Source organism: Streptomyces sp. NPDC006335, from assembly GCF_040612795.1.
GTDB lineage: Bacteria > Actinomycetota > Actinomycetes > Streptomycetales > Streptomycetaceae > Streptomyces.
Genome location: NZ_JBEXQX010000026.1, coordinates 25,299 through 48,783 on the forward strand (window position 1 = coordinate 25,299; position 23,485 = coordinate 48,783).

General features: G+C 72.1%; 23 protein-coding genes and 1 riboswitch. Of the genes, 17 read left to right on the plus strand and 6 right to left on the minus strand.

From position 1 onward, the window contains the following. Window positions 1-41: 41 nt before the first annotated feature. The 6 genes from ABZ098_RS41035 (at window position 42) to ABZ098_RS41060 (ending at window position 5,078) form a co-directional block, all read left to right on the plus strand. Entirely contained in the window at window positions 42-428 is a 387-nt protein-coding gene (locus ABZ098_RS41035; protein ID WP_356599595.1) for a ribonuclease domain-containing protein, read from the plus strand. Next, window positions 425-727 carry a barstar family protein gene (locus ABZ098_RS41040; protein WP_356599461.1) on the plus strand — a complete coding sequence of 101 codons (303 nt, stop codon included), beginning with the start codon at window positions 425-427 and terminating at the stop codon, window positions 725-727. The genes ABZ098_RS41035 and ABZ098_RS41040 overlap by 4 nt, the downstream gene beginning before the upstream one ends. 132 nt (window positions 728-859) lie before the next feature. Beyond that, window positions 860-2,302: a GuaB1 family IMP dehydrogenase-related protein gene (locus tag ABZ098_RS41045; protein WP_356599597.1), complete on the plus strand. Its 1,443-nt coding sequence runs from the start codon at window positions 860-862 to the stop codon at window positions 2,300-2,302. Between the two features lie 76 nt (window positions 2,303-2,378). Next, complete coding sequence (locus ABZ098_RS41050) at window positions 2,379-2,897, plus strand: GNAT family N-acetyltransferase (RefSeq protein ID WP_356599462.1); 519 nt, start codon at window positions 2,379-2,381, stop codon at window positions 2,895-2,897. A gap of 260 nt (window positions 2,898-3,157) precedes the next feature. Beyond that, window positions 3,158-4,615: an amino acid permease gene (locus ABZ098_RS41055; RefSeq protein ID WP_356599464.1), complete on the plus strand. Its 1,458-nt coding sequence runs from the start codon at window positions 3,158-3,160 to the stop codon at window positions 4,613-4,615. Between the two features lie 10 nt (window positions 4,616-4,625). Beyond that, window positions 4,626-5,078: an Lrp/AsnC family transcriptional regulator gene (locus ABZ098_RS41060; RefSeq protein WP_020117426.1), complete on the plus strand. Its 453-nt coding sequence runs from the start codon at window positions 4,626-4,628 to the stop codon at window positions 5,076-5,078. On the opposite strand, the gene ABZ098_RS41065 is transcribed toward ABZ098_RS41060, so the two are convergent. Together ABZ098_RS41065 and ABZ098_RS41070 are read right to left on the minus strand one after the other, a co-directional pair. Continuing rightward, a complete protein-coding gene (locus ABZ098_RS41065) occupies window positions 5,071-5,529 on the minus strand; it encodes a hypothetical protein (protein WP_356599466.1) in 459 nt (152 codons plus the stop codon). The two genes, ABZ098_RS41060 and ABZ098_RS41065, sit on opposite strands and share 8 nt — an antisense overlap. A 151-nt stretch (window positions 5,530-5,680) precedes the next feature. Then, the gene (locus ABZ098_RS41070; protein WP_356599468.1) at window positions 5,681-6,421 is read right to left on the minus strand and encodes a GntR family transcriptional regulator; all 741 of its coding nucleotides are present in this window, start codon (window positions 6,419-6,421) and stop codon (window positions 5,681-5,683) included. Between the two features lie 238 nt (window positions 6,422-6,659). On the opposite strand from ABZ098_RS41070, the gene ABZ098_RS41075 reads away from it, so the two are divergent. The 8 genes from ABZ098_RS41075 (at window position 6,660) to ABZ098_RS41110 (ending at window position 16,032) form a co-directional block, all read left to right on the plus strand. After that, window positions 6,660-7,814, plus strand: coding sequence for an extracellular solute-binding protein (locus ABZ098_RS41075; RefSeq protein WP_356599470.1), 1,155 nt, complete (start codon window positions 6,660-6,662; stop codon window positions 7,812-7,814). Then, window positions 7,811-8,707, plus strand: a complete 897-nt coding sequence (locus tag ABZ098_RS41080; RefSeq protein ID WP_356599472.1) for an ABC transporter permease subunit — start codon at window positions 7,811-7,813, stop codon at window positions 8,705-8,707. Before ABZ098_RS41075 ends, ABZ098_RS41080 begins: the two co-directional genes overlap by 4 nt. Beyond that, window positions 8,695-9,507, plus strand: coding sequence for an ABC transporter permease subunit (locus tag ABZ098_RS41085; protein WP_356599474.1), 813 nt, complete (start codon window positions 8,695-8,697; stop codon window positions 9,505-9,507). The genes ABZ098_RS41080 and ABZ098_RS41085 overlap by 13 nt, the downstream gene beginning before the upstream one ends. A 3-nt stretch (window positions 9,508-9,510) precedes the next feature. Continuing rightward, a complete protein-coding gene (locus ABZ098_RS41090; protein WP_356599476.1) occupies window positions 9,511-10,560 on the plus strand; it encodes an ABC transporter ATP-binding protein in 1,050 nt (349 codons plus the stop codon). Window positions 10,561-10,597: 37 nt separating this feature from the next. Beyond that, window positions 10,598-12,007: an HAD-IA family hydrolase gene (locus ABZ098_RS41095; protein ID WP_356599478.1), complete on the plus strand. Its 1,410-nt coding sequence runs from the start codon at window positions 10,598-10,600 to the stop codon at window positions 12,005-12,007. A gap of 105 nt (window positions 12,008-12,112) precedes the next feature. After that, the gene (locus ABZ098_RS41100) at window positions 12,113-13,300 is read left to right on the plus strand and encodes an MFS transporter (RefSeq protein ID WP_356599480.1); all 1,188 of its coding nucleotides are present in this window, start codon (window positions 12,113-12,115) and stop codon (window positions 13,298-13,300) included. Between the two features lie 213 nt (window positions 13,301-13,513). Next, window positions 13,514-14,302, plus strand: coding sequence for a carbon-nitrogen hydrolase family protein (locus ABZ098_RS41105; protein WP_356599482.1), 789 nt, complete (start codon window positions 13,514-13,516; stop codon window positions 14,300-14,302). 32 nt (window positions 14,303-14,334) lie between these two features. Next, entirely contained in the window at window positions 14,335-16,032 is a 1,698-nt protein-coding gene (locus ABZ098_RS41110) for an NAD(P)/FAD-dependent oxidoreductase (protein ID WP_356599484.1), read from the plus strand. Window positions 16,033-16,138: 106 nt separating this feature from the next. Here ABZ098_RS41110 and ABZ098_RS41115 read toward each other — a convergent pair whose 3' ends face one another. Both ABZ098_RS41115 and ABZ098_RS41120 read right to left on the minus strand, forming a co-directional pair. Further along, on the minus strand, window positions 16,139-17,071 hold the full coding sequence (locus ABZ098_RS41115; RefSeq protein WP_356599486.1) for an LLM class F420-dependent oxidoreductase: 933 nt from the start codon (window positions 17,069-17,071) through the stop codon (window positions 16,139-16,141). Between the two features lie 34 nt (window positions 17,072-17,105). Beyond that, window positions 17,106-17,792: a DUF5995 family protein gene (locus ABZ098_RS41120; protein WP_356599488.1), complete on the minus strand. Its 687-nt coding sequence runs from the start codon at window positions 17,790-17,792 to the stop codon at window positions 17,106-17,108. Window positions 17,793-17,964: 172 nt separating this feature from the next. Here ABZ098_RS41120 and ABZ098_RS41125 point away from each other — a divergent pair, with 172 nt between their 5' ends. Both ABZ098_RS41125 and ABZ098_RS41130 read left to right on the plus strand, forming a co-directional pair. Continuing rightward, window positions 17,965-19,095 (plus strand): glycoside hydrolase family 6 protein, encoded by a 1,131-nt coding sequence (locus ABZ098_RS41125; RefSeq protein WP_356599599.1) that lies wholly within the window; start codon window positions 17,965-17,967, stop codon window positions 19,093-19,095. A gap of 74 nt (window positions 19,096-19,169) precedes the next feature. Next, on the plus strand, window positions 19,170-19,628 hold the full coding sequence (locus ABZ098_RS41130) for a thioesterase family protein (RefSeq protein WP_356599490.1): 459 nt from the start codon (window positions 19,170-19,172) through the stop codon (window positions 19,626-19,628). On the opposite strand, the gene ABZ098_RS41135 is transcribed toward ABZ098_RS41130, so the two are convergent. Continuing rightward, window positions 19,588-20,799, minus strand: coding sequence for an MFS transporter (locus tag ABZ098_RS41135; RefSeq protein WP_356599492.1), 1,212 nt, complete (start codon window positions 20,797-20,799; stop codon window positions 19,588-19,590). The genes ABZ098_RS41130 and ABZ098_RS41135 overlap by 41 nt on opposite strands. A 111-nt stretch (window positions 20,800-20,910) precedes the next feature. On the opposite strand from ABZ098_RS41135, the gene ABZ098_RS41140 reads away from it, so the two are divergent. Continuing rightward, window positions 20,911-22,248 carry an ROK family transcriptional regulator gene (locus ABZ098_RS41140; RefSeq protein WP_356599494.1) on the plus strand — a complete coding sequence of 446 codons (1,338 nt, stop codon included), beginning with the start codon at window positions 20,911-20,913 and terminating at the stop codon, window positions 22,246-22,248. On the opposite strand, the gene ABZ098_RS41145 is transcribed toward ABZ098_RS41140, so the two are convergent. Beyond that, window positions 22,224-22,964 (minus strand): NAD(P)H-binding protein, encoded by a 741-nt coding sequence (locus tag ABZ098_RS41145; protein WP_356599496.1) that lies wholly within the window; start codon window positions 22,962-22,964, stop codon window positions 22,224-22,226. The two genes, ABZ098_RS41140 and ABZ098_RS41145, sit on opposite strands and share 25 nt — an antisense overlap. A 361-nt stretch (window positions 22,965-23,325) precedes the next feature. Next, window positions 23,326-23,456: riboswitch (FMN riboswitch) on the plus strand. Window positions 23,457-23,485: the final 29 nt, after the last annotated feature.

The following is a 23,485-nucleotide window of genomic DNA, read 5'->3' on the forward strand; positions in this document are numbered from 1 at the left end:
TACAGAGCCCGTGAGGGGGCGGCCGTGGCAGCATGCAGCGCATGCTGCTGCGGTTCGTCTCCCGGGTCCTTCTGTGTCTGCTCTTCCCCTGTCTGCTCCTCCTGACGGGGTGTTCGTCCGCGGACCCGGACGCCCCCGCGCGGACCGACGGCCCGGCCACCGTCCAGGAGGCGAAGCTTCCGGCCGAGGCCCGGGAAACGCTCCGACTCATCGACAGGGGCGGGCCGTTCCCGTACGCCAAGGACGGTTCGGTCTTCGGGAACTTCGAACGGCTGCTGCCCGCGCACCGGCGCGGCTACTACCACGAGTACACCGTCCCCACGCCGGGCTCGCGCGACCGCGGGGCCCGGCGCATCGTCACCGGGCAGGGCGGGGAGGTCTACTACACCGATGATCACTACGACTCGTTCAGGGCGGTACTGAGATGACGGCACGCGTGGTCGCGCTGGACCTCGACGGGGTCACGGACAAGGCGGGCCTCATGGAGCGCTGCGCCCGGGACCTGCGGCTGCCGGACTGGTTCGGCCGCAACTGGGACGCGCTGGCCGACGTCCTCTCCGACCCGGGCCTGTGGTCCGGGGAAGGGGGCGGAGAGGAGACCTTCGTCGTCGTACGGCACTGGGAGCGGTACGCCGAGGCGCGGCCGCAGGAGTGGGCGACCGCGCGCGAGGTGTTCGCGCAGGCGTCCGCGGTCACCGTGGCGCTCGCCCTTGGAGGTTCGTCCTAGAGCCCCCGCGGCCGGTCTGGACGATTCGCCCGTGGGTGCCGTCCCGTCCGGCATGGGAGAATGAAGTACGTGCTCTTTCCCCCTGGCTGACCTGTCCGGGGGCCACCTCTGATCGACTGGGATGTGCAGCACGTGCGTTTCCTCAACGACATCCAGCCCCCGTACGACCTGACCTACGACGACGTCTTCATGGTCCCGAGTCGCAGCGCCGTCGGTTCGCGGCAGGGCGTGGACCTCAGCTCGCCGGACGGCACGGGCACCACGATCCCGCTGGTCGTCGCCAACATGACCGCCATCGCCGGGCGCCGCATGGCCGAGACCGTGGCCCGGCGCGGGGGCCTGGTCGTCATCCCGCAGGACATCCCGATCGAGGTCGTCACCGAGGTCGTCTCCTGGGTGAAGAGCCGCCACCACGTCCTGGACACCCCGATCGTGCTGGCCCCGCACCAGACCGTCGCCGACGCGCTCGCCCTGCTGCCCAAGCGCGCGCACAACGCCGGGGTGGTCGTCGACGAGGGCGGCCGGCCCGTCGGTGTCGTCACCGACCGGGACCTGTCCGGGGTCGACCGTTTCACGCAGCTCGCCGAGGTCATGTCCCGCGACCTGCTGCTGCTGGACGCGGACATCGACCCGCGTGAGGCCTTCAACCGCCTCGACGCGGCCAACCGGCGCTACGCCCCCGCCGTGGACCAGGAAGGCCGTCTCGCCGGCATCCTGACCCGCAAGGGCGCCCTGCGTGCCACGCTGTACACGCCCGCCGTCGACGAGCGGGGCAGGCTGCGCATCGCCGCCGCCGTGGGCATCAACGGCGACTTCGCGGAGAAGGCCAAGCAACTCCTCGACGCCGGCGTCGACACGCTCGTCATCGACACCGCGCACGGCCACCAGGAGTCGATGATCACCGCGATCAGGACGGTCCGGGCGCTCGACCCGCGGGTCCCGATCGTGGCCGGCAACATCGTGGCCGCCGAGGGTGTGCGGGACCTGATCGAGGCCGGCGCGGACATCATCAAGGTCGGTGTGGGCCCCGGCGCCATGTGCACCACCCGCATGATGACCGGGGTCGGCCGGCCGCAGTTCTCGGCGGTCCTGGAGTGCGCGGCCGAGGCGAAGAAGTACGGCAAGCACGTGTGGGCCGACGGCGGTGTCCGGCACCCGCGCGATGTCGCCATGGCGCTGGCCGCGGGAGCGTCCAACGTGATGATCGGGTCCTGGTTCGCGGGCACCTACGAGTCGCCGGGCGACCTCCAGCAGGACGCGAGCGGGCGGCTCTACAAGGAGTCCTTCGGCATGGCGTCCGCGCGCGCGGTGCGCAACCGTACGTCGGACGAGTCGGCGTACGACCGGGCCCGCAAGGCGCTGTTCGAGGAGGGCATCTCGACCTCCCGGATGTTCCTCGACCCGGCCCGCCCGGGTGTCGAGGACCTGATCGACTCGATCATCGCGGGCGTCCGCTCCTCCTGCACCTACGCCGGCGCGGGCTCCCTGGAGGAGTTCGCCGAGAAGGCGGTCGTGGGCATCCAGAGCGCGGCCGGCTACGCGGAGGGCAAGCCGCTGCACGCGAGCTGGAGCTAGGTCCGACGTGTCCGACGTGCGCGGCCCCCGGTGAAAACCGGGGGCCGTCCGCGTTCCCGGGCCGTACGGTCCCGGTATGGAGATCACCGTCTGCCGGAGCGGCGATGTCGCGCTGCTCGACCGGTACATGGGCTCGCCCGGAGCCACGTCCTTCCACGCCCGCCGGTTCGCGCGGCAGGAGGCGGGGGAGTGCACCTACCTCGTCGCGTGGCTGGACGGGCGGCCCGTCGGGCACGCGGAGCTGCGCTGGACCGGGTGCGCGGCGCCCGAGGTCGCTCTGGACTGCCCCGAGATCGGGGGCCTCGCCGTGTGGCCCGAGGAGCTGCGCTCACGGGGGATCGGCACGGAGCTGATCCGGGCCGCGGAGGAGCTGGCCCTGGAGCGCGGTCTGACGACCGTGGGCATCGGGGTCGGGAAGGACAACCCCCGCGCGGCCGCCCTGTACGCACGGCTCGGCTACCGGCCGGTGACCGACTACCTGGACCGCTACAGCTACGAGGACCAGGACGGCACGATCCGCGAGTGCGTCGACGCGTGCGCGTTTCTCGTCCGCCGCGTTCGAGCCGGAGGTTCGCTCAGAGGACGAACGGGCTAATGGGGGCATGGGTCGACGCTCGGGCCGCGGCCTGCGGCAGGGCCGGTCAGATGGGTTCGACGAGGCGGAGCGGGGCGTTGCGGGGGAGCCGGAGGGCCGCTGACGAGGCCTGAAGCGGGTCGCGCGCAACGAAGGCCCATCCGGCGGCGCGGAACGCAACGATCTTGCGAGTGCGTGCAAGGTTGCTGCATTACGACTGTGACGTCCGGGCTCGTAGGGTGCTTCGCTGTACTCACCTGCAGCGACGAAGGAGTCAGCGCGTGCTCGACCAAGGCGCACCCCCACAACAGCGCACACCCCAGGCGACGGGGCTCGGCGCACGCCTCATGCGGCGCAAGCCGGTGGAGCGCCTGGTGGCGGAGGGCGGCCAGGGCGAGGGAGGCACCCTCAGGCGCTCCCTCGGACTGTGGCAGCTCACGATGATCAGCATCGGCGCCACCCTCGGCACCGGCATCTTCGTCGTCCTCGGCGAGGCGGTCCCCAAAGCCGGCCCGGCCGTCACCCTGTCCTTCGTGATCGCCGGCCTCACCGCCCTCTTCTCAGCCCTCTCCTACGCGGAGCTCGCGGGCACCATCCCGGTCTCCGGGTCCTCGTACTCGTACGCGTACGCAACCATGGGCGAACTGATCGCCTGGATCTGCGGCTGGTGCCTGGTTTTGGAGTACGGCGTCTCGGTCGCCGCCGTGGCCGTCGGCTGGGGCGAGTACCTCAACGAGCTGCTCGACGGGACCATCGGTGTCACCATCCCGGACGCGCTGTCCGCCCCGCCCGGCGACGGCGGGGTCTTCAACCTCCCGGCGCTGATCGTCGTCCTGCTCGCCATGGCCTTCCTGCTGGGCGGCGCCCGCGAGTCGGCCCGCGCCAACACCGTGATGGTCGTCGTGAAGATCGCCGCGCTGGTGTTGTTCTGCGCGATCGGCGTCCAGGGCTTCCGCTCGGGCAACTACGAGCACTTCATGCCCCTCGGGATGGCCGGGGTCAGCGCGGCCGGTGCCACGCTCTTCTTCTCGTACATCGGCTTCGACGCCGCCTCCACCGCCGGCGAGGAGGCGAAGAACGCCCAGCGCGACCTGCCCCGGGCGATCATGCTGTCGCTGGTCATCGTGACCGCGCTGTACGTCCTCGTCGCCGCCGTCGCCGTCGGCGCGAAGCCCTGGCAGCACTTCAACGACTCCGAGGCCGCGCTCGCCCAGATCATGCGCGAGGTCACCGGGCAGAGCTTCTGGGGCACCCTGCTGGCGTTCTGCGCGGTCATCGCCATCGCGAGCGTCGTCCTGACCGTGCTCTACGGCCAGACCCGCATCCTCTTCGCGATGTCCCGCGACGGACTGGTGCCCAAGGTGTTCGCCCGGGTCCACCCGAAGACCGGCGCGCCCCGCGCCAACACGGTGATCGTCTCCCTGTTCTGCGGGGTGCTGGCCGCGGCGATCCCGCTCGGCCAGCTCGCCGACGCCACCAGCATCGGCACCCTCTTCGCCTTCGCGCTGGTCAACATCGCCGTCGTGGTGCTGCGCCGGACCCGCCCGGACATGCCCCGCACCTTCCGTGTCCCACTCTCGCCGGTCTTCCCCGCGCTGGGCTTCGCCTTCTGCGTCTGGATGATGGGCAGCCTGTCCACCGTCACCTGGGTGGTCTTCGGGGTCTGGATGGCCGTCGGGCTCGTGTTCTACTTCGTGTACGGCCATCGCCGTTCCCGACTCGCAACACCCGAAAGCTGATCCACCCACCGTGCTGAACGATCTCGACGAACGCATCGTGCACGCCCTCGCCGAGGACGCCCGCCGCTCCTACGCGGACATCGGGCAGATCGTCGGCCTGTCCGCGCCCGCCGTGAAGCGGCGCGTGGACCGGCTGCGTGCCACCGGGGCCATCACCGGGTTCACCGTACGGGTGGACCCGGCGGCCCTCGGCTGGGAGACCGAGGGGTTCGTCGAGATCTACTGCCGGCGCAACACCTCCCCGGAGACCATCCAGCGGGGCCTGGAGCGCTACCAGGAGGTCGTGGCCGCCTCCACCGTCACCGGCGACGCCGACGCGGTGGTGCAGGTCTTCGCCTCCGACATGCGGCACTTCGAACGGGTCCTGGAGCGGATCGCGGGCGAGCCCTTCGTGGAGCGCACCAAATCGGTGCTGGTCCTCTCCCCGCTGCTGCGCCGCTTCTCCTCGGGTTCGCCTACCTGACGTCCTCGGCCCGGCGCCGGACCGCCGCCACCAGGCGCCCGGTGAGCAGGGCGTGCGCGCCCGAGGAGATCACCAGCAGCCGGTACAGGGCGCCGAACGGGCCGGGAAACCTGGCCCGGGTCTCGGCCCGCAGCCGGGTGCGGCCGCCCTCGGCCTCCTCCAGTCGGAAGACCAGGGAGTACGTCGAGAAGTGGTGCCGCCCGACGAGGGCGAGCTCCCGCCCGGGGACCGCTTCGGCGACCCGGAACCCCGCGACGGCCGAGCCCCTGGTGAGGGGCCGCGTCCCGGACGCCGTACGGTCGGCGACGCCGACGAGACGGGCGTAGCGGGTGGAGCGGGGGCGGCCGAAGGACTGCTCCAGGGTCTCGCCGAGCGCGTGCCAGACATCGTCGGCCCGGGCCGTGACCAGCGTCGTGTGCTCGTCGATCCGGGGGAGTGCGGCGATGTTCACGGGGACCTCCGTCATCGGTGGTGGTGGTGCGACCGTACGCCTGCGGGGCAGAGAGTCCTGGGCGCGGGGAGCATCCGCCGGCAGGGGCCTGCTTCCGCGAGCGGCCGGCCGGCCTCGATCCCTGGCGACGCGCGGGGCCGTCCGCGCGGGCCTACTCCGCGGTCTTCCGCGCCAGCGCGTTGTTGCCGATCGAGTTGTGCACGCTGAAGCTCACCGCGTCCGAACGGTAGCGGTCGTCGGACCATTCCACCGGGCGGCCCTCACGGGTCGTGGTGACGCGGCGGACCCGCAGGAGCGGGCTCGTGCGGCGGACCTCCAGGAGCTCCGCGTCCCGCGCGCCCGCCGCCACCGCGTCGATGACGTGCTCCCCGTAGGCGAACACCAACCCCGTGTCGTCGTACAGGCGTTGGGTGACCGAGGGGCAGTCGGGTTCGACGGACTCGACGGTCGCGGATATCCAGTCCGCGTACACCGTCCGCTCCAGCAACACCGGTTCGCCGTCCAGGCCGCGTACCCGCAGGACGTGCAACACCGGGGTGCCCGAGGCCAGTTGGAGGCGTACCGCGTCCTCCTTGGAGGCCGGCCGGTACTCCTGTGCCACCACCTGGCCGGTCGCCTCCCGGCCCATCGCCCGTGCCCATTCGGCGAAGCTCCTGAGCTCCGCGAAGCTCTGGCTGCGTCGGCTGGCCAGCACCACCCGCCGGGCGCCCTGGCGGGAGCCGATCAGACCCTCGGTCGTGAGTGCCGCGACCGCCTGGCGGACCGTGCCGCGCGAGACGCCGTAGTGCGCCGCGAGCTCCGTCTCGGCGGGCAGCAGACTGCCGACGGTGTACTCCTCGCGGTCGATCGCGCGGCGCAGCTCGTCGGCGATCTCCTCGTGTCGCGCCCCCATGCTTCCCCTCTGAGTCGGATGCTGTGCACAGCGTGACCAGCGTAGTCGACATCCGGCGGGGTTCCGGAGAGGTTCGGCGAGGGCCCGGATTGTGCGGAAATTCGGGGGTCAGCGTTTCGCCAGTGTTTACCGGCCCGACACCAGCGCCCGCCTTACTGAGGCCAACTTGTTCAGACAAGTTCTCTCCCTCTTGACTCCCGTATGGCTCCTGCACCCTCGCGCGTCCCCTGGAGAAGCCGTGACCGTGTCCCTGCCGAGAAGCGCCGCCCTCGGTGTTCTCGCCACCCTCGCCGCCCTCGCCCTGAGCGCCTGTGGCGCCGCCCCCGACACCGCGTCGACCACCGCCGACGGCAAGAACGCCGCCATCGCCGGCTCCGCCGCCGACTTCGGAGGCATGGACAAGCTGGTCGCCGCCGCCAAGAAGGAGGGCACGCTCAACGCCATCGCGCTGCCCCGCGACTGGGCCGACTACGGCGCCCTCATCGACGGCTTCCAGAAGAAGTACGGCGTCAAGATCTCCGTGGAGAACCCCGACGGCTCCAGCCAGGACGAGATCAACGCCGTGACCTCGCGGAAGGGACAGAACCGGGCGCCCGACGTCCTCGACCTCGGCAGCTCCTTCGCGCTCAGCGCCGCCCAGCAGGGCCTGCTCGCGCCGTACAAGGTGGCGTCGTACGACGACATCCCCGCCGGGCAGAAGGACCCGCAGGCCCGCTGGTACAACGACTACGGCGGCTACATCTCCATCGGCTGCGACGCCAAGCGTGTCAAGACCTGCCCGACCACCTTCGCCGACCTCCTCAAGCCGCAGTACAAGGGCCAGGTCGCCCTCAACGGCAACCCCACCAAGTCCGGTTCGGCCTTCGGCGGTGTCTACGCGGCCGCGCTCGCGAACGGCGGTTCCTTCGACGACATCCAGCCCGGTCTCGACTTCTTCGCCAAGCTGAAGCAGAACGGCAACTACACGCCCGTCGAGTCGACGCCGGCCACCGTCGAGAAGGGCGAGACGCCGATCAGCATCGACTGGGACTACCTGAACGCCGGTTACGCCGACGAGTTCAAGTCCAAGGGCGTCGACTGGAAGGTCACCGTCCCGAGAGACGGCCAGTTCTCGCAGTACTACTCCCAGGCGATCAACAAGGACGCCCCGCACCCCGCGGCCGCCCGCCTGTGGCAGGAGTACCTGTACAGCGCCGAGGGCCAGAACCTCTGGCTCAAGGGATACGCCCGCCCGGTCCTGATGACCGCCATGGAGAAGGCCGGCACCCTCGACAAGGCCGCCGCGGCCAAGCTGCCCGAGGTTTCCGGGACACCCAAGTTCCCGACCGAGGCTGAGCAGGACAAGGCCAAGACGGTCCTCGGACAGGGCTGGGCGAAGGCCGTCTCCGGGTGACGGCCACCGCCGTACGGGTGGACACGGAGTCCGCCGCCCAGGTGAGGCGGCGGCGCCGGTCCCTCGGCTGGGTCGCGGTCGTCCCGCTGCTCGCGTTCGTCGCGGTCGCCTTCGGGCTGCCCGCGATCGCCATGCTCGACGGCGCGTTCACCGCCAAGGACCCGGCCACCGGGGCGACTTCGTACACCCTCGGCAACCTGACGACCTCCCTGAAGGGCGCGTACCTCACCGCGCTGCTCGGCAGCGTGAAGCTGTCGGCCGTCTCCGCCGCCCTCGGCACCCTGGTCGGACTGCCGCTCGCCCAGGCCGTGGTGACCTCCCGGTTCCGCGCCCTGCGCGAGGCCGTGCTCACCGCGTCCGGGGTGCTCGCCAACTTCGGCGGGGTTCCGCTGGCCTTCGCCTTCGTCGCCACCCTCGGCAACGCCGGTGTGCTGACCCGGCACTTCGGCCTCACCGACGAGGGCTGGGACCTGTACAGCTTCTGGGGCCTGGTCGTCGTCTACCTGTACTTCCTGATCCCGCTCATGGTGCTCACCGTCACCCCCGCCCTGGAGGGGCTGCGCGCCCAGTGGCGCGAGGCCGCGCAGAACAACGGGGCGACGGCCGTGCAGTACTGGCGCTTTGTCGCCCTGCCCGTCCTGCTGCCCACCCTGCTCGGCGGGTTCGTGCTCCTCTTCGGCAGCGCGTTCGCCGCGTACGCCACCGCCGCCGCCATGGTGGGCAGTTCGATCCCGCTGGTCACCCTTCAGATCGCCGACGCGATCTCCGGCAACGTCCTCGTCGGGCAGGAGAACGTGGCGCTCGCCCTCAGCCTCGACATGGTCCTGGTGGCGGGCCTGGTCATGGCCGTGTACCTGCCCCTTCAGCGGAGGAGCGCCCGATGGCTCGCCTGAACCCGTGGCGGTGGGGCGTTCTCGGCCTCGCCGGGCTGTACTTCCTGGTGCCGCTCGCCGCGTCCGTCGTCTTCACCGTCGACGTGCCCGGCCAGGGGATCACCTTCGACGCGTACACCCAGATCTTCTCCACCGACGGATTCGTCTCCAGTCTGCTGCTCTCGCTGGAGCTGGCCCTCGTCACCATCGCCGTCGTGCTGCTGCTGATGGTGCCCGCGATGGTCGCGCTCCGGCTCGGCGCGCCCCGGCTCAGGCCGGTCGTCGAGGTGGTGTGCTCACTGCCGCTGGTCGTCCCGCCGATCGCGTTCGTCGCCGGTATCGGCACGGTCCTCAAGTGGGGGCCCGACCACCTCTCCCGCACCCCGCTGTTCGAGACCTTCGTGGCGATCCAGAACCCCGACTTCCCCGTGGTCCTGGTCCTGGCCTACGTCGTGATGGCGCTGCCCTTCGTGTACCGGGCCCTGGACGCCGGCCTGCGCGCCGTCGACGTCCGCACCCTCGTCGAGGCCGCCCGCAGCTGCGGTGCCGGCTGGCCGCAGGCCCTCGTCCGGGCCGTACTGCCCAACCTGCGGGGCGCCCTCCTCAACGCCTCCTTCCTCACCCTGGCCCTGGTGCTCGGCGAGTTCACCGTGGCGCAGCTGCTGGGCTTCCAGCCCTTCGCCGTGTGGATCGTCAACGTCAGCGGTTCGCAGGCCCAGTTGTCCGTCGCCGTGTCCGTGCTCAGCCTGCTCGTGACGTGGGTGCTGCTCCTCGTCCTGGCCGGCTTCGGCGGCCGTACCCGTCCTACCTCCCGGGGATGACCCATGCCTGAAACTGCTGCGACCGTCGAATTCCGGGGCCTGAGGCGCGAGTTCGGCCCGACCGTCGCCCTCGACGGACTCGACCTGACCGCTCGGCCGGGTGAACTCCTCGCCCTGCTGGGCCCGTCCGGCTGCGGCAAGACCACCGCCCTGCGGATGCTCGCCGGCTTCGAACACCCCGACTCCGGCGAGGTGCTGGTGGACGGCGAGGACGTGACCCGGGTGCCGGCCCACCGCCGGGACGCCGGGATGGTCTTCCAGTCGTACAGCCTCTTCCCGCACCTCGACGCGCTCGACAACGTGGCCTTCGGACTGCGGATGCGCAAGGTCCGTACGGCCGAACGACGTTCCAGGGCGGCCGAGCTGCTGGACCTCGTCGGGCTCGCCGACAAGGGCGGGCGGTTCCCGCACCAGCTCTCCGGCGGCCAGCAGCAGCGCGTCGCGCTGGCCCGCGCGCTCGCCCTGCGCCCGCGCGTACTGCTCCTCGACGAGCCCCTGTCGGCGCTGGACGCCAAGGTGCGGCTCAGCCTCCGCGAGGAGATCAGACGGCTCCAGCAGGAGCTCGGCATCACCACCCTGTTCGTCACCCACGACCAGGAGGAGGCCCTGTCCATGGCGGACCGGGTCGCCGTGATGCACGCCGGGAAGCTCGAACAGTGCGCGCCGCCAAGCGAGTTGTACCGCCGTCCCGCCACCGCCTTCGTCGCCGAGTTCGTGGGCACGATGAGTCGGATCCCGGGGCGGCTCACCGAGGGCACGGTCGACGTGCTCGGGCAGCGGCTGCCCGTCGACGGCCCGGTACCGGACGTGAGCGAGGTGGATGTCCTGGTGCGGCCGGAGGCCGTGCGGGTGCGGGCCGAGGCCGACGGGAAGTCCCGCGTGGTCGCCACGTCCTTCCTGGGCGCGGCCGTCCGGGTCACCGTCCGGCTCGCCGACGGCACCGAGGTCAAGGCCGACGTGCCCGCCCATGAGGCCGCCGAGCTGACCGCCGGTTCCGCGGTGAGTGTGTCGCTGCCCGGCCGGCCGGTGCTGGTGGCGGAGCGGACCCGCTGATCCCCCTCGTATGAATCCCCCCACGAAAGAGACAACCGTGACCCGACTCCCCCTCCAGGCCGTCCTGTTCGACATGGACGGCACGCTCGTCGACACCGAGCGGCTCTGGTGGGAGGCGGTGGAGCAGGTCGCCGGGCGGGCCCTGACCGAGGCGGACCGGCCGGACGTGCTCGGCCGCCCGGTCGAGCACACCGCCGCCTGGCTGGCCACGGCCACCGCAACCCCGGCCGCCGACCTCGCCGACACCCTGCACCGGGAGTTCGCGGACCGCGTCCGCACCGGTGTCGTGCCCCGCCCCGGCGCGCTCGACCTGCTCGACGCCCTGGCCCGCGAGGGCGTCCCCACCGCCCTGGTGACGGCCTCCCCCCGGGCCGTCGCCGACACCGTCCTCGAAGCCCTGGGCGGCGCGAGCCGGTTCGCCGTCTCCGTCACCGCCGACGACACCGAGCACACCAAGCCCGCCCCCGACCCCTACCTCGCCGCCTGCCGCGCGCTCGGCGTGGACCCTTCGGGGTGCGTGGCCGTGGAGGACACCGAGACCGGCGTCCGCTCCGCCGAGGCGGCCGGCTGCGCGGTCCTCGCCGTGCCCTCACTGGCCCCCATCGAGGCGGCCCCGGGGCGCACGGTCCTGACCGGCCTGGAGGGCGTCACCGTGGCCCGGCTGCGCGCTCTGCTGCCGCACCGGATTCGCGTGATGACCTGGAACCTCTGGTACGGCGGCACCAAGGTCCACGACCACCGGGCCAAGCAGCTCAAGGTCATCGCCGAGACCGACGTGGACGTGGTCGGGCTCCAGGAAACGTACGGCAGCGCGGCCGAGGAACTCGCCGAGGCGCTGGGCTGGCACCACCACCGGGCCGGGACGAACCTCGGCGTCATCAGCCGCTTCCCGATCACCGCCGTGCTGGGCGACCCGGACGTCGGGTTCTACGGGGCGGCCGGCGCGCGGATCGCCGTGGGGGAGCGGGAGGTCGAGGTCTGGACGGTCCACCTCGACTCCGAGCGGTACGGGCCCTACGCGGCCGAGCCGCTCGCCCACGAGGAGGTGTGGCTCGGGCAGCTGCGGGACACCCTGCGCCGGATCGGGGACGCGGCGCCCGCCGTCCTCGTGGGGGACTTCAACTGCCTCTCCCACCTGGACCGGCCGGACGTGGAATGGCCGGTGACGAAGGCGGCGGAGGAGGCGGGCTTCCGGGACTCCTTCCGGCAGGCCCGCCCAGACGCCGTACGGGACCCGGGGCATACCTGGTCCCCGGTGCACGCGCCCCCGGAGCCGCAGAACCGGATCGACTTCGTGCTGCACCGGGGGCTCAGGGTTCTCGACTCGCGGACGTACGTCAGCGGCACGCCCCGGACCTGGCCTGATGTCGAGGACAACGACTGGCCGTCCGACCACGCCGCCGTGATCACCACATTTTCGCTGGGCAGCGGGCCCGCGACTGTCTAGCATCGGTGCCATGACCTGGCGACATTGATCCACCAGCCGTGCCTCCCGAGGGCCGCCTCGGACGCCGTACCCACGACGTCCGAACCGCCCTTCCGGGAAGGCCTCATGACACTCTCACCCGCACGTGTGCCCGCGACCGGCGTCCGCCGGCTGACGACCACGCTGTACGGCTACGCGTTCCTCGACGACCTCGTCCTGCTCTACCCGGTGTACGCGCTGCTGTTCGCCGACACCGGCCTGCCGCTCTGGCAGATCTCCTCGCTGTTCGCGCTGTGGTCCCTGACGGCCGTCGTCCTCGAGGTGCCCTCCGGCGCCTGGGCGGACACCGTCTCGCGGCGCCGACTGCTGTGGCTCGGCCCGCTGCTCACGGCCGCCGGCTTCACGCTGTGGGTGACCGTGCCGTCGTACGGCGCCTTCGCGCTGGGCTTCGTCCTGTGGGGAGCCGGCGGCGCGCTCGGCTCCGGCTCGCTGGAAGCCCTGGTCTACGACGAACTGGAACGGCTCGGGGCCGCCGGGCGGTACGCGCGCGTGATGGGGCGCACCAGGGCGGCACGGCTGCTGGCCACGGTCGCCGCGATGGGCCTCGCCGGACCGGTCCTCGCGCTGGGCGGCTACGAGGCCGTGGGCGCCGCGAGCGTCCTGGCCTGTCTGCTGGCCGCGGTGACGGCGACCCGGCTGCCGGAACACCGGGTACCGGCCGAGAAGGGGAGCACACGCTGGTCGGCCACGCTGCGGGCCGGGATCGCCGAGGCCCGCGGCAACCGTCCCGTCCAGGGAGCCCTGCTGCTCGTCCCGGCCGTCGCCGCGGTGTGGGGCGCGCTCGACGAGTACGTCTCGCTGCTGATCCGCGACCTCGGCGTGGCCGACGCGACCGTGCCCTGGATGGTCCTGCTGGTCTGGGCGACCGTGACGGTCGGCAGCCTGTTCGCCGGCCCCGCCGAACGCCTCGGCACCCGGGGCCTCGCCGCCCTGATCGCGGGTGCCGCGCTCGCCCTGGCCGTGGGCGCGGGGGTCCGGACCCCGGCCGGGATCGCCCTCGTGGGCCTCGCCTTCGCCGGCTTCCAACTGGCCGAGGTGCTCGCCGACGTCCGCCTCCAGCACCGCATCGACGACGCCCGCCGGGCCACGCTGACGTCGGTGGCGAGCCTGGGGACGGAGCTGGTCACGGTCGCCGTGTTCGCGCTGTACACCCTGCTCGGGGCGTCCCTGGCGCACAGCACGGTGTTCGTGATCCTGTCCGTGCCGTATCTGGTGACGGCGATGGTTCTGGGGGTGTGGGGGCGGCGGGCCTGACGGGCGTTGGCCGGGGGCCGGGGGCGCAGGGGGGCAGGTTGCGCGGCTCGGGGGTGGCGCGCAACGAATCGCCGTCCGGCTCCCCGCACACGCAACGAACCGCTCATCGGCGCGCAACGGCTGCTCCTTGTCCGCCCTCGTGAGCGGCCCGTACCGTCTACGTGGCCCTTCCACATGGCCCCCACATCCACCCCCGCCCGGTGAGGATCACGCATGCGCACCGCCCTGCTCCAGAGCTCCGGCCGCCCCGGCTCCGTCGAGGGGAACCTCAAGGTCCTCGACGAGGCCGCGGGCCGGGCCGCCGCCGCGGGTGCCGGGCTGCTGGCCGCTCCGGAGATGTTCCTCACCGGGTACGCGATCGGCGACGACATCGCCCGCCTCGCCGAAGCGGCCGACGGCGACTCGGCGGACGCGGTCGCGGAGATCGCCGAGCGGCACGGGATCGCCATCGCGTACGGATATCCCGAGCGCCTGGCCGGCGCGGTCTTCAACTCCGCCCAGCTCATCTCCGCCGACGGCGCCCGTCTCGCCAACTACCGCAAGACCCACCTCTTCGGCTGCTTCGAGCGCGACCACTTCGAGCCGGGCGAACAGCCGGTGGTCCAGGCCGAGTTGGGCGGGCTCACCGTCGGCCTCATGATCTGCTACGACGTCGAGTTCCCGGAGAACGTCCGCGCCCACGCCCTCGCCGGCACCGACCTCCTGATCGTGCCGACGGCCCAGATGCACCCGTTCCAGTTCGTCGCCGAGACCCTCGTGCCGGTGCGGGCCTGGGAGAACCAGATGTACGTCGCCTACGTCAACCGGGTCGGCCGGGAAGGGGAGTTCGAGTTCGTCGGACTCTCCTCGCTGGCCGGCCCCGACGGGGTGGCCCGTGCCCGCGCCGGACGCGCCGAGGAACTGGTGTTCGCCGACGCCGACCCCGCGTTCCTCACCACCTCCCGTACGGCGAACCCCTACCTGACGGACCGCCGGCCCGGCCTCTACGGGTCCCTCGTCTGAACCACCCCTTTGTTCCAAGGAGTCCGTACCCCATGACGTCCACCGTGCCCAACGCCGTCGAGCACGCAGACGAGCAGCAGCCGCCGATCACCATGTTCGGACCGGACTTCCCGTACGCCTACGACGACTTCCTCGCCCACCCGGCCGGTCTCGGCCAGATACCGGCGACCGAGCACGGCACCGAGGTCGCGGTGATCGGCGGCGGTCTCTCCGGGATCGTGGCCGCGTACGAGCTGATGAAAATGGGCCTCAAGCCGGTCGTGTACGAGGCCGACCGGATCGGCGGGCGACTGCGGACCGTGGGTTTCGAGGGCTGTGATCCCACGCTGACCGCGGAGATGGGCGCGATGCGCTTCCCGCCCTCCTCCACCGCGCTCCAGCACTACATCGACCTCGTCGGCCTGGAGACCCGCCCCTTCCCCAACCCCCTCGCGGAGGCCACCCCTTCGACGGTCGTCGACCTCAAGGGCGAGTCCCACTACGCCGAGACCATCGCCGACCTCCCGCAGGTCTACCGCGATGTCGCCGAGGCCTGGAACAGGTGCCTGGAGGAGGGCGCCGACTTCACCGACATGAACCGCGCCCTGCGCGAGCGGGACGTGCCGCGCATCCGCGAGATCTGGGGCAAGCTCGTCGAGAAGCTCGACAACCAGACCTTCTACGGCTTCCTCTGCGACTCCGAGGCCTTCAAGTCCTTCCGGCACCGCGAGATCTTCGGCCAGGTCGGCTTCGGCACCGGCGGCTGGGACACCGACTTCCCCAACTCCATCCTGGAGATCCTGCGGGTCGTCTACACCGAGGCCGACGACCACCACCGCGGGATCGTGGGCGGCTCGCAGCAGTTGCCGCTCAGGCTGTGGGAGCGCGCGCCGGAGAAGATCGTGCACTGGCCGTACGGCACCTCGCTGGCGAGCCTGCACGAGGGCGGTGAGCCCCGCCCGGCCGTGACCCGTCTGCACCGCACGGCCGGCAACCGGATCACCGTGACGGACGCGCGGGGCGACATCCGCACCTACCGGGCGGCGATCTTCACCGCGCAGTCCTGGATGCTGCTGTCCAAGATCGCCTGCGACGACTCGCTCTTCCCGATCGACCACTGGACGGCGATCGAGCGCACCCACTACATGGAGTCGTCGAAGCTCTTCGTCCCGGTCGACCGGCCGTTCTGGCTGGACAAGGACGAGGAGACCGGCCGGGACGTCATGTCGATGACCCTCACCGACCGCATGACACGCGGGACTTATCTCCTCGACGACGGCCCCGACAAGCCCGCCGTCATCTGCCTCTCCTACACCTGGTGCGACGACAGTCTGAAGTGGCTGCCGCTGTCCGCGAACGAGCGGATGGAGGTCATGCTGAAGTCGCTCGGCGAGATCTATCCCAAGGTCGACATCCGCAAGCACGTCATCGGCAGCCCGGTGACCGTCTCCTGGGAGAACGAGCCCTACTTCATGGGCGCGTTCAAGGCCAACCTGCCCGGCCACTACCGCTACCAGCGGCGCCTGTTCACCCACTTCATGCAGGACCGCCTGCCCGAGGACAAGCGGGGCATCTTCCTCGCCGGCGACGACATCTCCTGGACGGCGGGCTGGGCCGAGGGCGCGATCCAGACCGCGCTGAACGCGGTCTGGGGCGTCATGCACCACTTCGGCGGCGAGACCGACGCGACCAATCCGGGCCCGGGGGACCTGTACGAGGAGATCGCGCCGGTCGAGCTGCCCGAGGACTGAAGCCTGTCGTTCGGACCAGGACTGCCCGAGGACTGAAGCCTGTCGTTCGGACCAGGACTGCCCGAGGACTGAAGCCTGTCGTTCGGGCCAGGCCGGCGTCGCGGGGCTAGATCCCGGCCGCGCGGACCGCTTCGTAGACCTCGGCGGCCACGTCCTTGAGCTCCTCGGCGTCCCGTGCGCTGCCCTGGAGTTCGAAGAAGAACGCGTCGAGGCCGGTGCCGGTGGCGTGGGCCGCGAGGTCCTCGACGATCTGCGCGGTGTTGCCCTGGAAGGGGGAGCGGTCCGCGCCGTCGTAGGCCTTGGGGGAGTGCCGTGCGTTGATCCGCACCATCGTCTCGATCGCGTCGGTGCGGCCGCGCTCGGCCGCGAGTTCCTGCAACTGCCGCCACTGCTTGGCGAGTTGGTCGGCACCCATGGCGATGGGCATCCAGCCGTCGGCGCGGTCGACGAGCCGGGTCATCGCCTTCCTGCTGTTGGTGGGCAGCAGGATCGGGATCGGACGGGCGGGCTTGGGCCCCACCACGGCCGAGGCGATCTTCGTGATCTCGCCGTCGTACGTCACCGGGTCCGGGCCCCATACCGCCCGGCAGACGCCGATGATCTCGTCCAGTACCCGGCCCCGCTCCTCGAACGGCGCCACGCCCGCCGCGGCGTACTCGTCGAGCGACCAGCCGGTGCCGAGGCCCGCCAGCACCCGGCCGCCGCTCACCGCGTCGAGTGTCGCGAGGGACTTGGCCAGCTGGAAGGGGTTGTGCAGCGGAGCCACCAGGATGCTCGTGCCGAGCCGGGCCCGCTCGGTCGACGCGGCCGCCAGGGTCAGCGTCACCAGCGGGTCGGGGACACCGCGGTACATGTCGGGCCACGCCAGCCCCTCGATGCCGTACAGGCCCTGGGTCGCGGGCTCGGGGAACAGGGCCCGCTCGTAGACCCACAGGCTCTCGTAACCGATCCGTTCGGCGGTGCGGGCCACGTCGGGCACGTCACGTCCGATGTCGTACTGCCGTGCTTGGGGAAGGCTCAGTCCCAGCCGTATGGCCATGCGTACGCTCCTCTGCGTCGGTTTAAGGGTCAACTTAATCCGGGAGGGGCGTGAGCAACATGCGGCCCGCGAAGCCGACGGCCGTATCCAGCCGTTCGGTGAACTCCCCGGCCACGTCGGGCAGTCCGCGCAGGGCCCACAGCGCCCGGGCCGCGGTCCAGGTGGCGTCGCGGGCGCGCTCCAGGCTCCAGGAGCCCAGCAGATGGGTGAGCGGGTCGGCGATCTGGAGGAGGTCGGGGCCGGGCATCAGATCTTCGCGGATGCGCTCCTCCAGCGAGACGAGGAGATCTCCCACGCGGTCGAACTCGTCCTCCACGTCGGCGGGTTCGCAGCCGAGGCTACGACAGGTGTCCACCACGGCGAGCGCCAGGTCGTGCCCGATGTGCGCGTTGATGCCCGCGAGCGCGAACTGCAGGGGGCGTACCCCGGGATGACGGCGGAACTGGAACAGGGGCCGCCAGCAGGCCGGCGGACGGCGCTCGCGGGCGGCCGCGTCCACGGCCGCGAGATAGCGCTCGGCGAACCGCACGTCCAGCGTGATCGCGGCTCGCGCGTCCGGGAACCGGCCCCCGTCGACGCACCGGTCGACCGCTTCGGTGACGGCGAGGTAGACGCGGTTGAAGACCGCCAGGCCGTCCCGTTCCGGCAGGGCCTCGTCCAGGGCGCGCATCCGGGCGACGACCGTGTCGAGTGAAGGGGTGAACTGTTCCCATTGCGCCATGGCCGCAGGGTCCCAGTCCTAGGCTGGCCGGGGTACCGGCGGGCCCGACGCTTCCCCAGAACGGGGGAACGCGCCCGTCGCGCGAGGGGGGAGCGACAGGGTGTCAGGCTTACGTGCCCAGCGGCTGGCCGCGCGCCGCGCCGCACGCAGGCGTGCCATGGGCCGCGGTGTGATGGTCGCGGCGGCCTCCGTGGTGGTCGTCCTCGGTACCGCGACCGGAGTGCTCTCCGCGATCGGCGACCGCGACGGGTCCGACGAGGCGCGACCGGCGCTCGTGAGCGGCTCCCCGCGCCCGGGCCCGAGTTCGCCGTCCGCCGTGCCCTCGGCGTCCGAACCGGCCTCTCCCTCCGCCTCCGCCCCGGCCTCCGTGAAGGCGAGTGCGTCCCCGTCTCCCCGGAAGGCCGACTCCGGTTCCGCGAAGGCCCGGACGGCCGCCGTCACCCGCCTCTACCGCCACCCCGACTCCCAGGTGCTCGACTGGGTGCGGGCCCACCCGCGCGACCGGCGTGCCGACGTCATAGAGACCCGCATCGCCGACCGGCCGGCCGCGGTCTGGTTCGCCGACCACACCCCCGCGACCATCACGTCCCGGGTGCGTGCCGTCACGTCGGGCGGCGCCGCGCGGGGCCGCGTTCCGGTGGTCGTGGCGTACGCGATCCCGGACCGCGACTGCGGCGGCGCCTCCCAGGGCGGGGCACCGGACCTCGACGCGTACGACGCCTGGATCGACCGGTTCGCCGCGGGGCTCGGCTCCGGCGAGGTCGTCGTCGTCCTGGAGCCCGACTCGATCGCCCAGTCCGAGTGCCTCCCAGCCGCGGCTCGCGCCGACCGCTTCGCCTCGCTGGCCCGCGCGGGTCGCGTCCTGAAGGCGGCGAACCCCAGGGCCCGCGTCTACTACGACGCCGGCCACTCGGGCTGGCGTCCGGCGGCCGAGCAGGCAGCCCTGCTGAAACAGGCGGGCGCCGCCTCGGCCGCCTCCTCCGACGGGATCTTCAGCAACGTCTCCAACTTCCACACCACGCCCGCCGAGATCGCCTACGACCGTCAGGTCCTCGCCGCTCTGGGCGGACCGCCGGGCCTGGGTGCCGTCATCGACACCAGCCGCAACGGCAACGGCGCCCCGCCCGACGGCCAGTGGTGCGACCCCGCGGGCCGGAAGATCGGCCGGCCCCCGACCCTGGACACCGGCGAGCCCGGGATCGACGCCTACCTGTGGGTGAAGCTGCCCGGGGAGTCCGACGGCTGCAAGGGCACACCGGGCACGTTCAGCCCGTCGTACGCCTATGAGCTGGCAGTTCCCTGAGGGGCACTCCGACTTAGGGGTGAGCGACCGCTTAGGATAGGAGTCGTTGCCGTATACACCCAGGAGTTCCACCCGTGACCGCCGAAGCCGCCCTCGCCCCCGCCCTGTCCTACGGTCGGCTGATCCCGGTCACCGTCCACTTCGACGACCTGGACGCCCTGGGCATGCTCCACAACGCCCGCTACCCGCTGCTCGTCGAGCGGGCCTGGACCGAGTTCTGGCAGGAGCGCGGCATCCGCTTCGACGGTGACTGGGCGAGCGCCGGGGACGCCTGCAACGTCGTCAAGGAGCTGCTGATCAGCTACGACGCCCCCGTCACCCGGAGCGGCTCCTACGCCGTCCACCTGTGGCTGGAGCGCCTGGGCACCACCGGTCTGACCTACGGTTTCCGGTTCTGCTCCGCGGACGGGGCCACGACGTACGCGCGCGGCACCCGGGTGCTGGTCCGGCTGGACGCCGGGACACTGCGCCCCGCCCCCTGGAGCGAGGGCTTCAGGGTCGCCGCTCGGGAACTGCTGCGGCCCCAGGACTGAGCTTCGGGCGGTCGCGGTCGCCGGCGCGCAGCACACCCGCGAAGGCGACGAGTCCGCCGGCCAGGACGGTCACCAGGACGAAGGAGACCGTCAGGTCGGTGGCCTGGGCCACCCCGCCCAACAGGCCGGGCGCGATCAGGCCCGAGGTGTAGGTGATGGTCGCGACGCCCGCGATCGCCTGGCTCGGATTGGGCCCGCTGCGTCCCGCCGCCGCGAAGCACAGCGGTACGACCACGGCGATGCCGAGACCCATCAGGGCGAAACCGGTCATGGCCACCGCGGGATGGCCCGCGACGACGATGAGCAGCCCGCCGCCGGCGGCCAGGACACCGCCCAGCCGGACCGTGCGTACCGATCCGAAGCGGTTGACCACGGCGTCGCCCGCGATCCGTGCCACCGCCATGGTGAGCATGAAGCCGGTCGTGCAGGCGGCGGCGAGTCCCGCCGAGGAGTCCAGCCGGTCCTTGAGATACACCGCCGACCAGTCCAGGCTCGCCCCCTCCGCGAACACCGCGCAGAAACCGACCGTGCCGATCAGCAGGGCCGACTTCGGGGGCAGCGCGAACCGGGGCGGCGGCTCCTCGTCCGCACCGGCCTGCACGTCCAGGACCCACTGGCACGCCAGCACACCGAGCCCGGTGAGGCAGGCGGTCGCCAGCGCGAAGTGCACCCGCGCGTCCGCTCCCAGATGCGCGGCGAGCGTGCCGCCCGCGGAGCCGATCAGCGCGCCCGCGCTCCACATCCCGTGCAAGCCGGACATGATCGACTTGCCCAGCCGGTTCTCGACCTCGACGCCCAGCGCGTTCATGACCACGTCGGCCATGCCGGCGCTCGCGCCGTACACGAACATCGCCAGGCACAGCGTGTAGAGGTTGGGCGCGAGCGCCGGCAGGACGAGGGACAGCGTCCACATCACGATCAGCCCGCGCAGCGCCGCCCGGCTGCCGAAGCGGTGGCTGATCCGGGCCGCCAACGGCATCGAGCAGGACGCGCCGAAGGCCGTGAAGGCCAGGGCGAGGCCCAGTTGACCCGCGCTCACCGAGGAGTGGTCCTGGATCCAGGGCACCCGTGTCGCGAACGATCCGGTCACGGCCCCGTGCACGGCGAACACGGCGGCCACGGCGTACCGGGCCCGCCGTACCTCTGCCGGCGCGTGCACCACATCGCTCATCGTCGGGCCCCTCCCGGCTTCTCGTCCACGCTGCTTCCGCCGTAAACTATCAGGAACCCTGCCTGATAGATAGCGCGTATCCGGCACTGCGGATCTGAGAGGATTCCCGGCATGCCCGCATCCCCGAGCACCGCCCGGGCCATCAACGACCGGCTCGCCCTACGACTGCTCCAGCAGGAAGGTCCGCTGACGGCAGGGCAGTTGAAGCAGCTCACCGGACTGTCCCGGCCGTCCGTCGCCGACCTCGTCGAGCGCCTCGCCGCCGCCGGACTGATCGACGTGGTCGGGGAGTCGGGGGAGCGGCGCCGCGGCCCGAACGCGAAGCTCTACGGCATCGTCGCCGGCCGGGCCCACCTCGCGGCCCTCGACGTCCGCACCGAGGGCGTCTCCGTCGTCGTCTCCGACCTGCTGGGGCGGGTGCTGACCGAGGCGTCGGTGCCCATCGGCGAGGACACCGGGACCGGGCCGGCGGTCGAGCAGGCCGTCGCGCTGGTCGAGCGGGCGGCGAAGGAGGCGGGAGTGCCCGCGCTGCACACCGTCGGCATCGGCGCCCCCGGCCTGATCGACCCGGCCACGGGTGAACTCCGCGACTCCGGCGGGCTGCCCGCCTGGCACCGGCGCCTGGTGCTGGCGCTTCAGGAGCGGCTCCCCGAGACACGCGTCCACGTCGAGAACGAGACCAACCTCGCGGCGCTGGCGGAACAGCGCGAGGGCACGGCCCGGGACCGGGACACCTTCGTCCTGCTGTGGCTCGGCCACGGCACGGGGGCGGCCGTCGTCCTGGATGGCACCCTGCGCCGGGGCGCGTCGGGCGGCACGGGGGAGATCGGGTTCCTGCCGGTGCCGGGGACGGCGGTCCTGCCCTCGGCGCAGGACTGTGAGGGGGGCTTCCACTCCCTGGCGGGATCGGCGGCGATCGTGGAACTGGCGGAGCGACACGGGCTGCCGGTCGAGGCGGAGGGGTACGGGCCCCTGGCCGCGAGCGTGGTCCGGGAAGCGGTGGCGGTTGCGGCGGCGGCAGGGGTGGCGGGCGGAGTGACGGTAGGGACGGCGGGCGCGGCGACGGTAGGGACTGCGGGCTTGGCGGCGGAAGCGGTGGCGGGCGCCGCGGAGGAAGCGGTAGCGGGTGCCGCGGCGGACTTCCTCGACGCCCTCGCGGACCGCCTCGCCGTGGGAGTCGCCGCCGTCGTCGCCATCCTGGACCCCGGCTGCCTGGTCCTGGCCGGCGAGGTGGGACAGGCGGGCCGCGCGGACCTCGCCGCGAGAGTGGAGCGACGGGTCCGCCGTATGTCACCGCTGCCCACCGAGGTGCGGGCGAGCGCGCTGGGGGGAGGGGCGGTCCTGCGAGGAGCCCTGCTCACGGCGAGGGAAAGGGCTCAGGACGAGTTGTTCGCACCCCTCCAGGGGGCCGGGACGCTGCCCGATCAGCTTCCGGCGGCCCGCAGGTAGTCCTCGAACGTCCCCTTCCCCACGGCCCGTTCGGGCGTGAGATGCCCACCCGCCCGAAACGCCCCGTACGCCTTCCCGAACAACCGCACACTCACCACCGGCCGCTTCCGCCCGGTGGCCCGCAGATAGGTACGGGCCAGATCGGCGAGCGTGCGCACCTGCGGCCCGCCCATGTCGGCCACGCGTCCCGCGGGTGCCCCCGCCGCCAACTCGGCCAGTCGCGCGGCGACTTCGGCCACCTCGACGGGCTGGTCGCGGACCCCCGCCGGGACGAACACCACCGGCAGCCTGGCCAGCCCCCGGAAGAACATCACGAGCAGATCGTGGAACTGGGTCGCCCGCAGGATCGTCCACCCGACCTCCGACGCCTCGACCATCCGCTCGACAGCGAGCTTGCTCCGGTAGTACGGGAACGGCACCCGGTCGACCCCGACGATCGAGATGTACACGAGATGGCTCACCCCGGCCCGCCGCGCCGCGTCCAGCAGGTTCCGGGCCGAGCGCTCGTCCCCGCCCCGCTGCGTGCTCGCGCAGTGCACGATCGCCGACACTCCCGCGACGGCCGCGTCCAACGCGGGTCCGCCCGCCCGCAGATCGACCGGGTACTGCGGACTGTGCCGACTCAGCACCCGCACCTCGTGCCCGTCCGCCCGCAGCCGCTCGGTGACGAGCCGCCCCAGCGTTCCCGTGCCGCCGGTCACCAGGATCGTGGTCATCCGTCCATCCCTCCGGGACGTCGGGCGCTCCCGGACGGACCGCCCTCTGCCCCCACTGACCGCCTGGCCCTCCGGAATGTGACATCCGCCCGGCGACGGGCCGGCCGCACGCGTCCCCACCAGGGAAGGAGACCCGGCGGCGGGCAAGGGCCGTCGTCACCGCCGCCGGGCCCGTCTCTACGGGTGTCCACGCACCGCGACCCTAAAAAGGACTAGACCATTTCGTCAATGGATCCGCGCCATCCGCCTGTTGGGAATCCGGTTCGTCGCACAAGTCCATCCACACCGCCTGTGAGACACCCCACACCCATCGCCTGTATGGACGTCGATCAGGCGTGGCAGACTGGCTCTGTACCAGAAGCAGCGCACTCCGGGGTCGGTGAAAGTCCGAACCGGCGGTTACAGTCCGCGACCCGACCGCTTCCAGCGGCCGGTTGACCAGGTGAAATTCCTGGACCGACGGTTAAAGTCCGGATGGGAGGCAGTGCGCGGCGGGCGGGCATTCGTGCGCGCCGCCGTAT

Coding starts and splice junctions, on each gene's coding strand:
- ABZ098_RS41035 (WP_356599595.1), top strand. CDS start 42: ATGCTGCTGCGGTTCGTCTCCCGGGTCCTTCTGTGTCTGCTCTTCCCC.
- ABZ098_RS41120 (WP_356599488.1), bottom strand. CDS start 17,792: ATGGCGCAATGGGAACAGTTCACCCCTTCACTCGACACGGTCGTCGCC.
- ABZ098_RS41085 (WP_356599474.1), top strand. CDS start 8,695: ATGGCTCGCCTGAACCCGTGGCGGTGGGGCGTTCTCGGCCTCGCCGGG.
- ABZ098_RS41125 (WP_356599599.1), top strand. CDS start 17,965: ATGGTCGCGGCGGCCTCCGTGGTGGTCGTCCTCGGTACCGCGACCGGA.
- ABZ098_RS41145 (WP_356599496.1), bottom strand. CDS start 22,964: ATGACCACGATCCTGGTGACCGGCGGCACGGGAACGCTGGGGCGGCTC.
- ABZ098_RS41140 (WP_356599494.1), top strand. CDS start 20,911: ATGCCCGCATCCCCGAGCACCGCCCGGGCCATCAACGACCGGCTCGCC.
- ABZ098_RS41105 (WP_356599482.1), top strand. CDS start 13,514: ATGCGCACCGCCCTGCTCCAGAGCTCCGGCCGCCCCGGCTCCGTCGAG.
- ABZ098_RS41115 (WP_356599486.1), bottom strand. CDS start 17,071: ATGGCCATACGGCTGGGACTGAGCCTTCCCCAAGCACGGCAGTACGAC.
- ABZ098_RS41070 (WP_356599468.1), bottom strand. CDS start 6,421: ATGGGGGCGCGACACGAGGAGATCGCCGACGAGCTGCGCCGCGCGATC.
- ABZ098_RS41090 (WP_356599476.1), top strand. CDS start 9,511: ATGCCTGAAACTGCTGCGACCGTCGAATTCCGGGGCCTGAGGCGCGAG.
- ABZ098_RS41135 (WP_356599492.1), bottom strand. CDS start 20,799: ATGAGCGATGTGGTGCACGCGCCGGCAGAGGTACGGCGGGCCCGGTAC.
- ABZ098_RS41100 (WP_356599480.1), top strand. CDS start 12,113: ATGACACTCTCACCCGCACGTGTGCCCGCGACCGGCGTCCGCCGGCTG.
- ABZ098_RS41050 (WP_356599462.1), top strand. CDS start 2,379: ATGGAGATCACCGTCTGCCGGAGCGGCGATGTCGCGCTGCTCGACCGG.
- ABZ098_RS41110 (WP_356599484.1), top strand. CDS start 14,335: ATGACGTCCACCGTGCCCAACGCCGTCGAGCACGCAGACGAGCAGCAG.
- ABZ098_RS41040 (WP_356599461.1), top strand. CDS start 425: ATGACGGCACGCGTGGTCGCGCTGGACCTCGACGGGGTCACGGACAAG.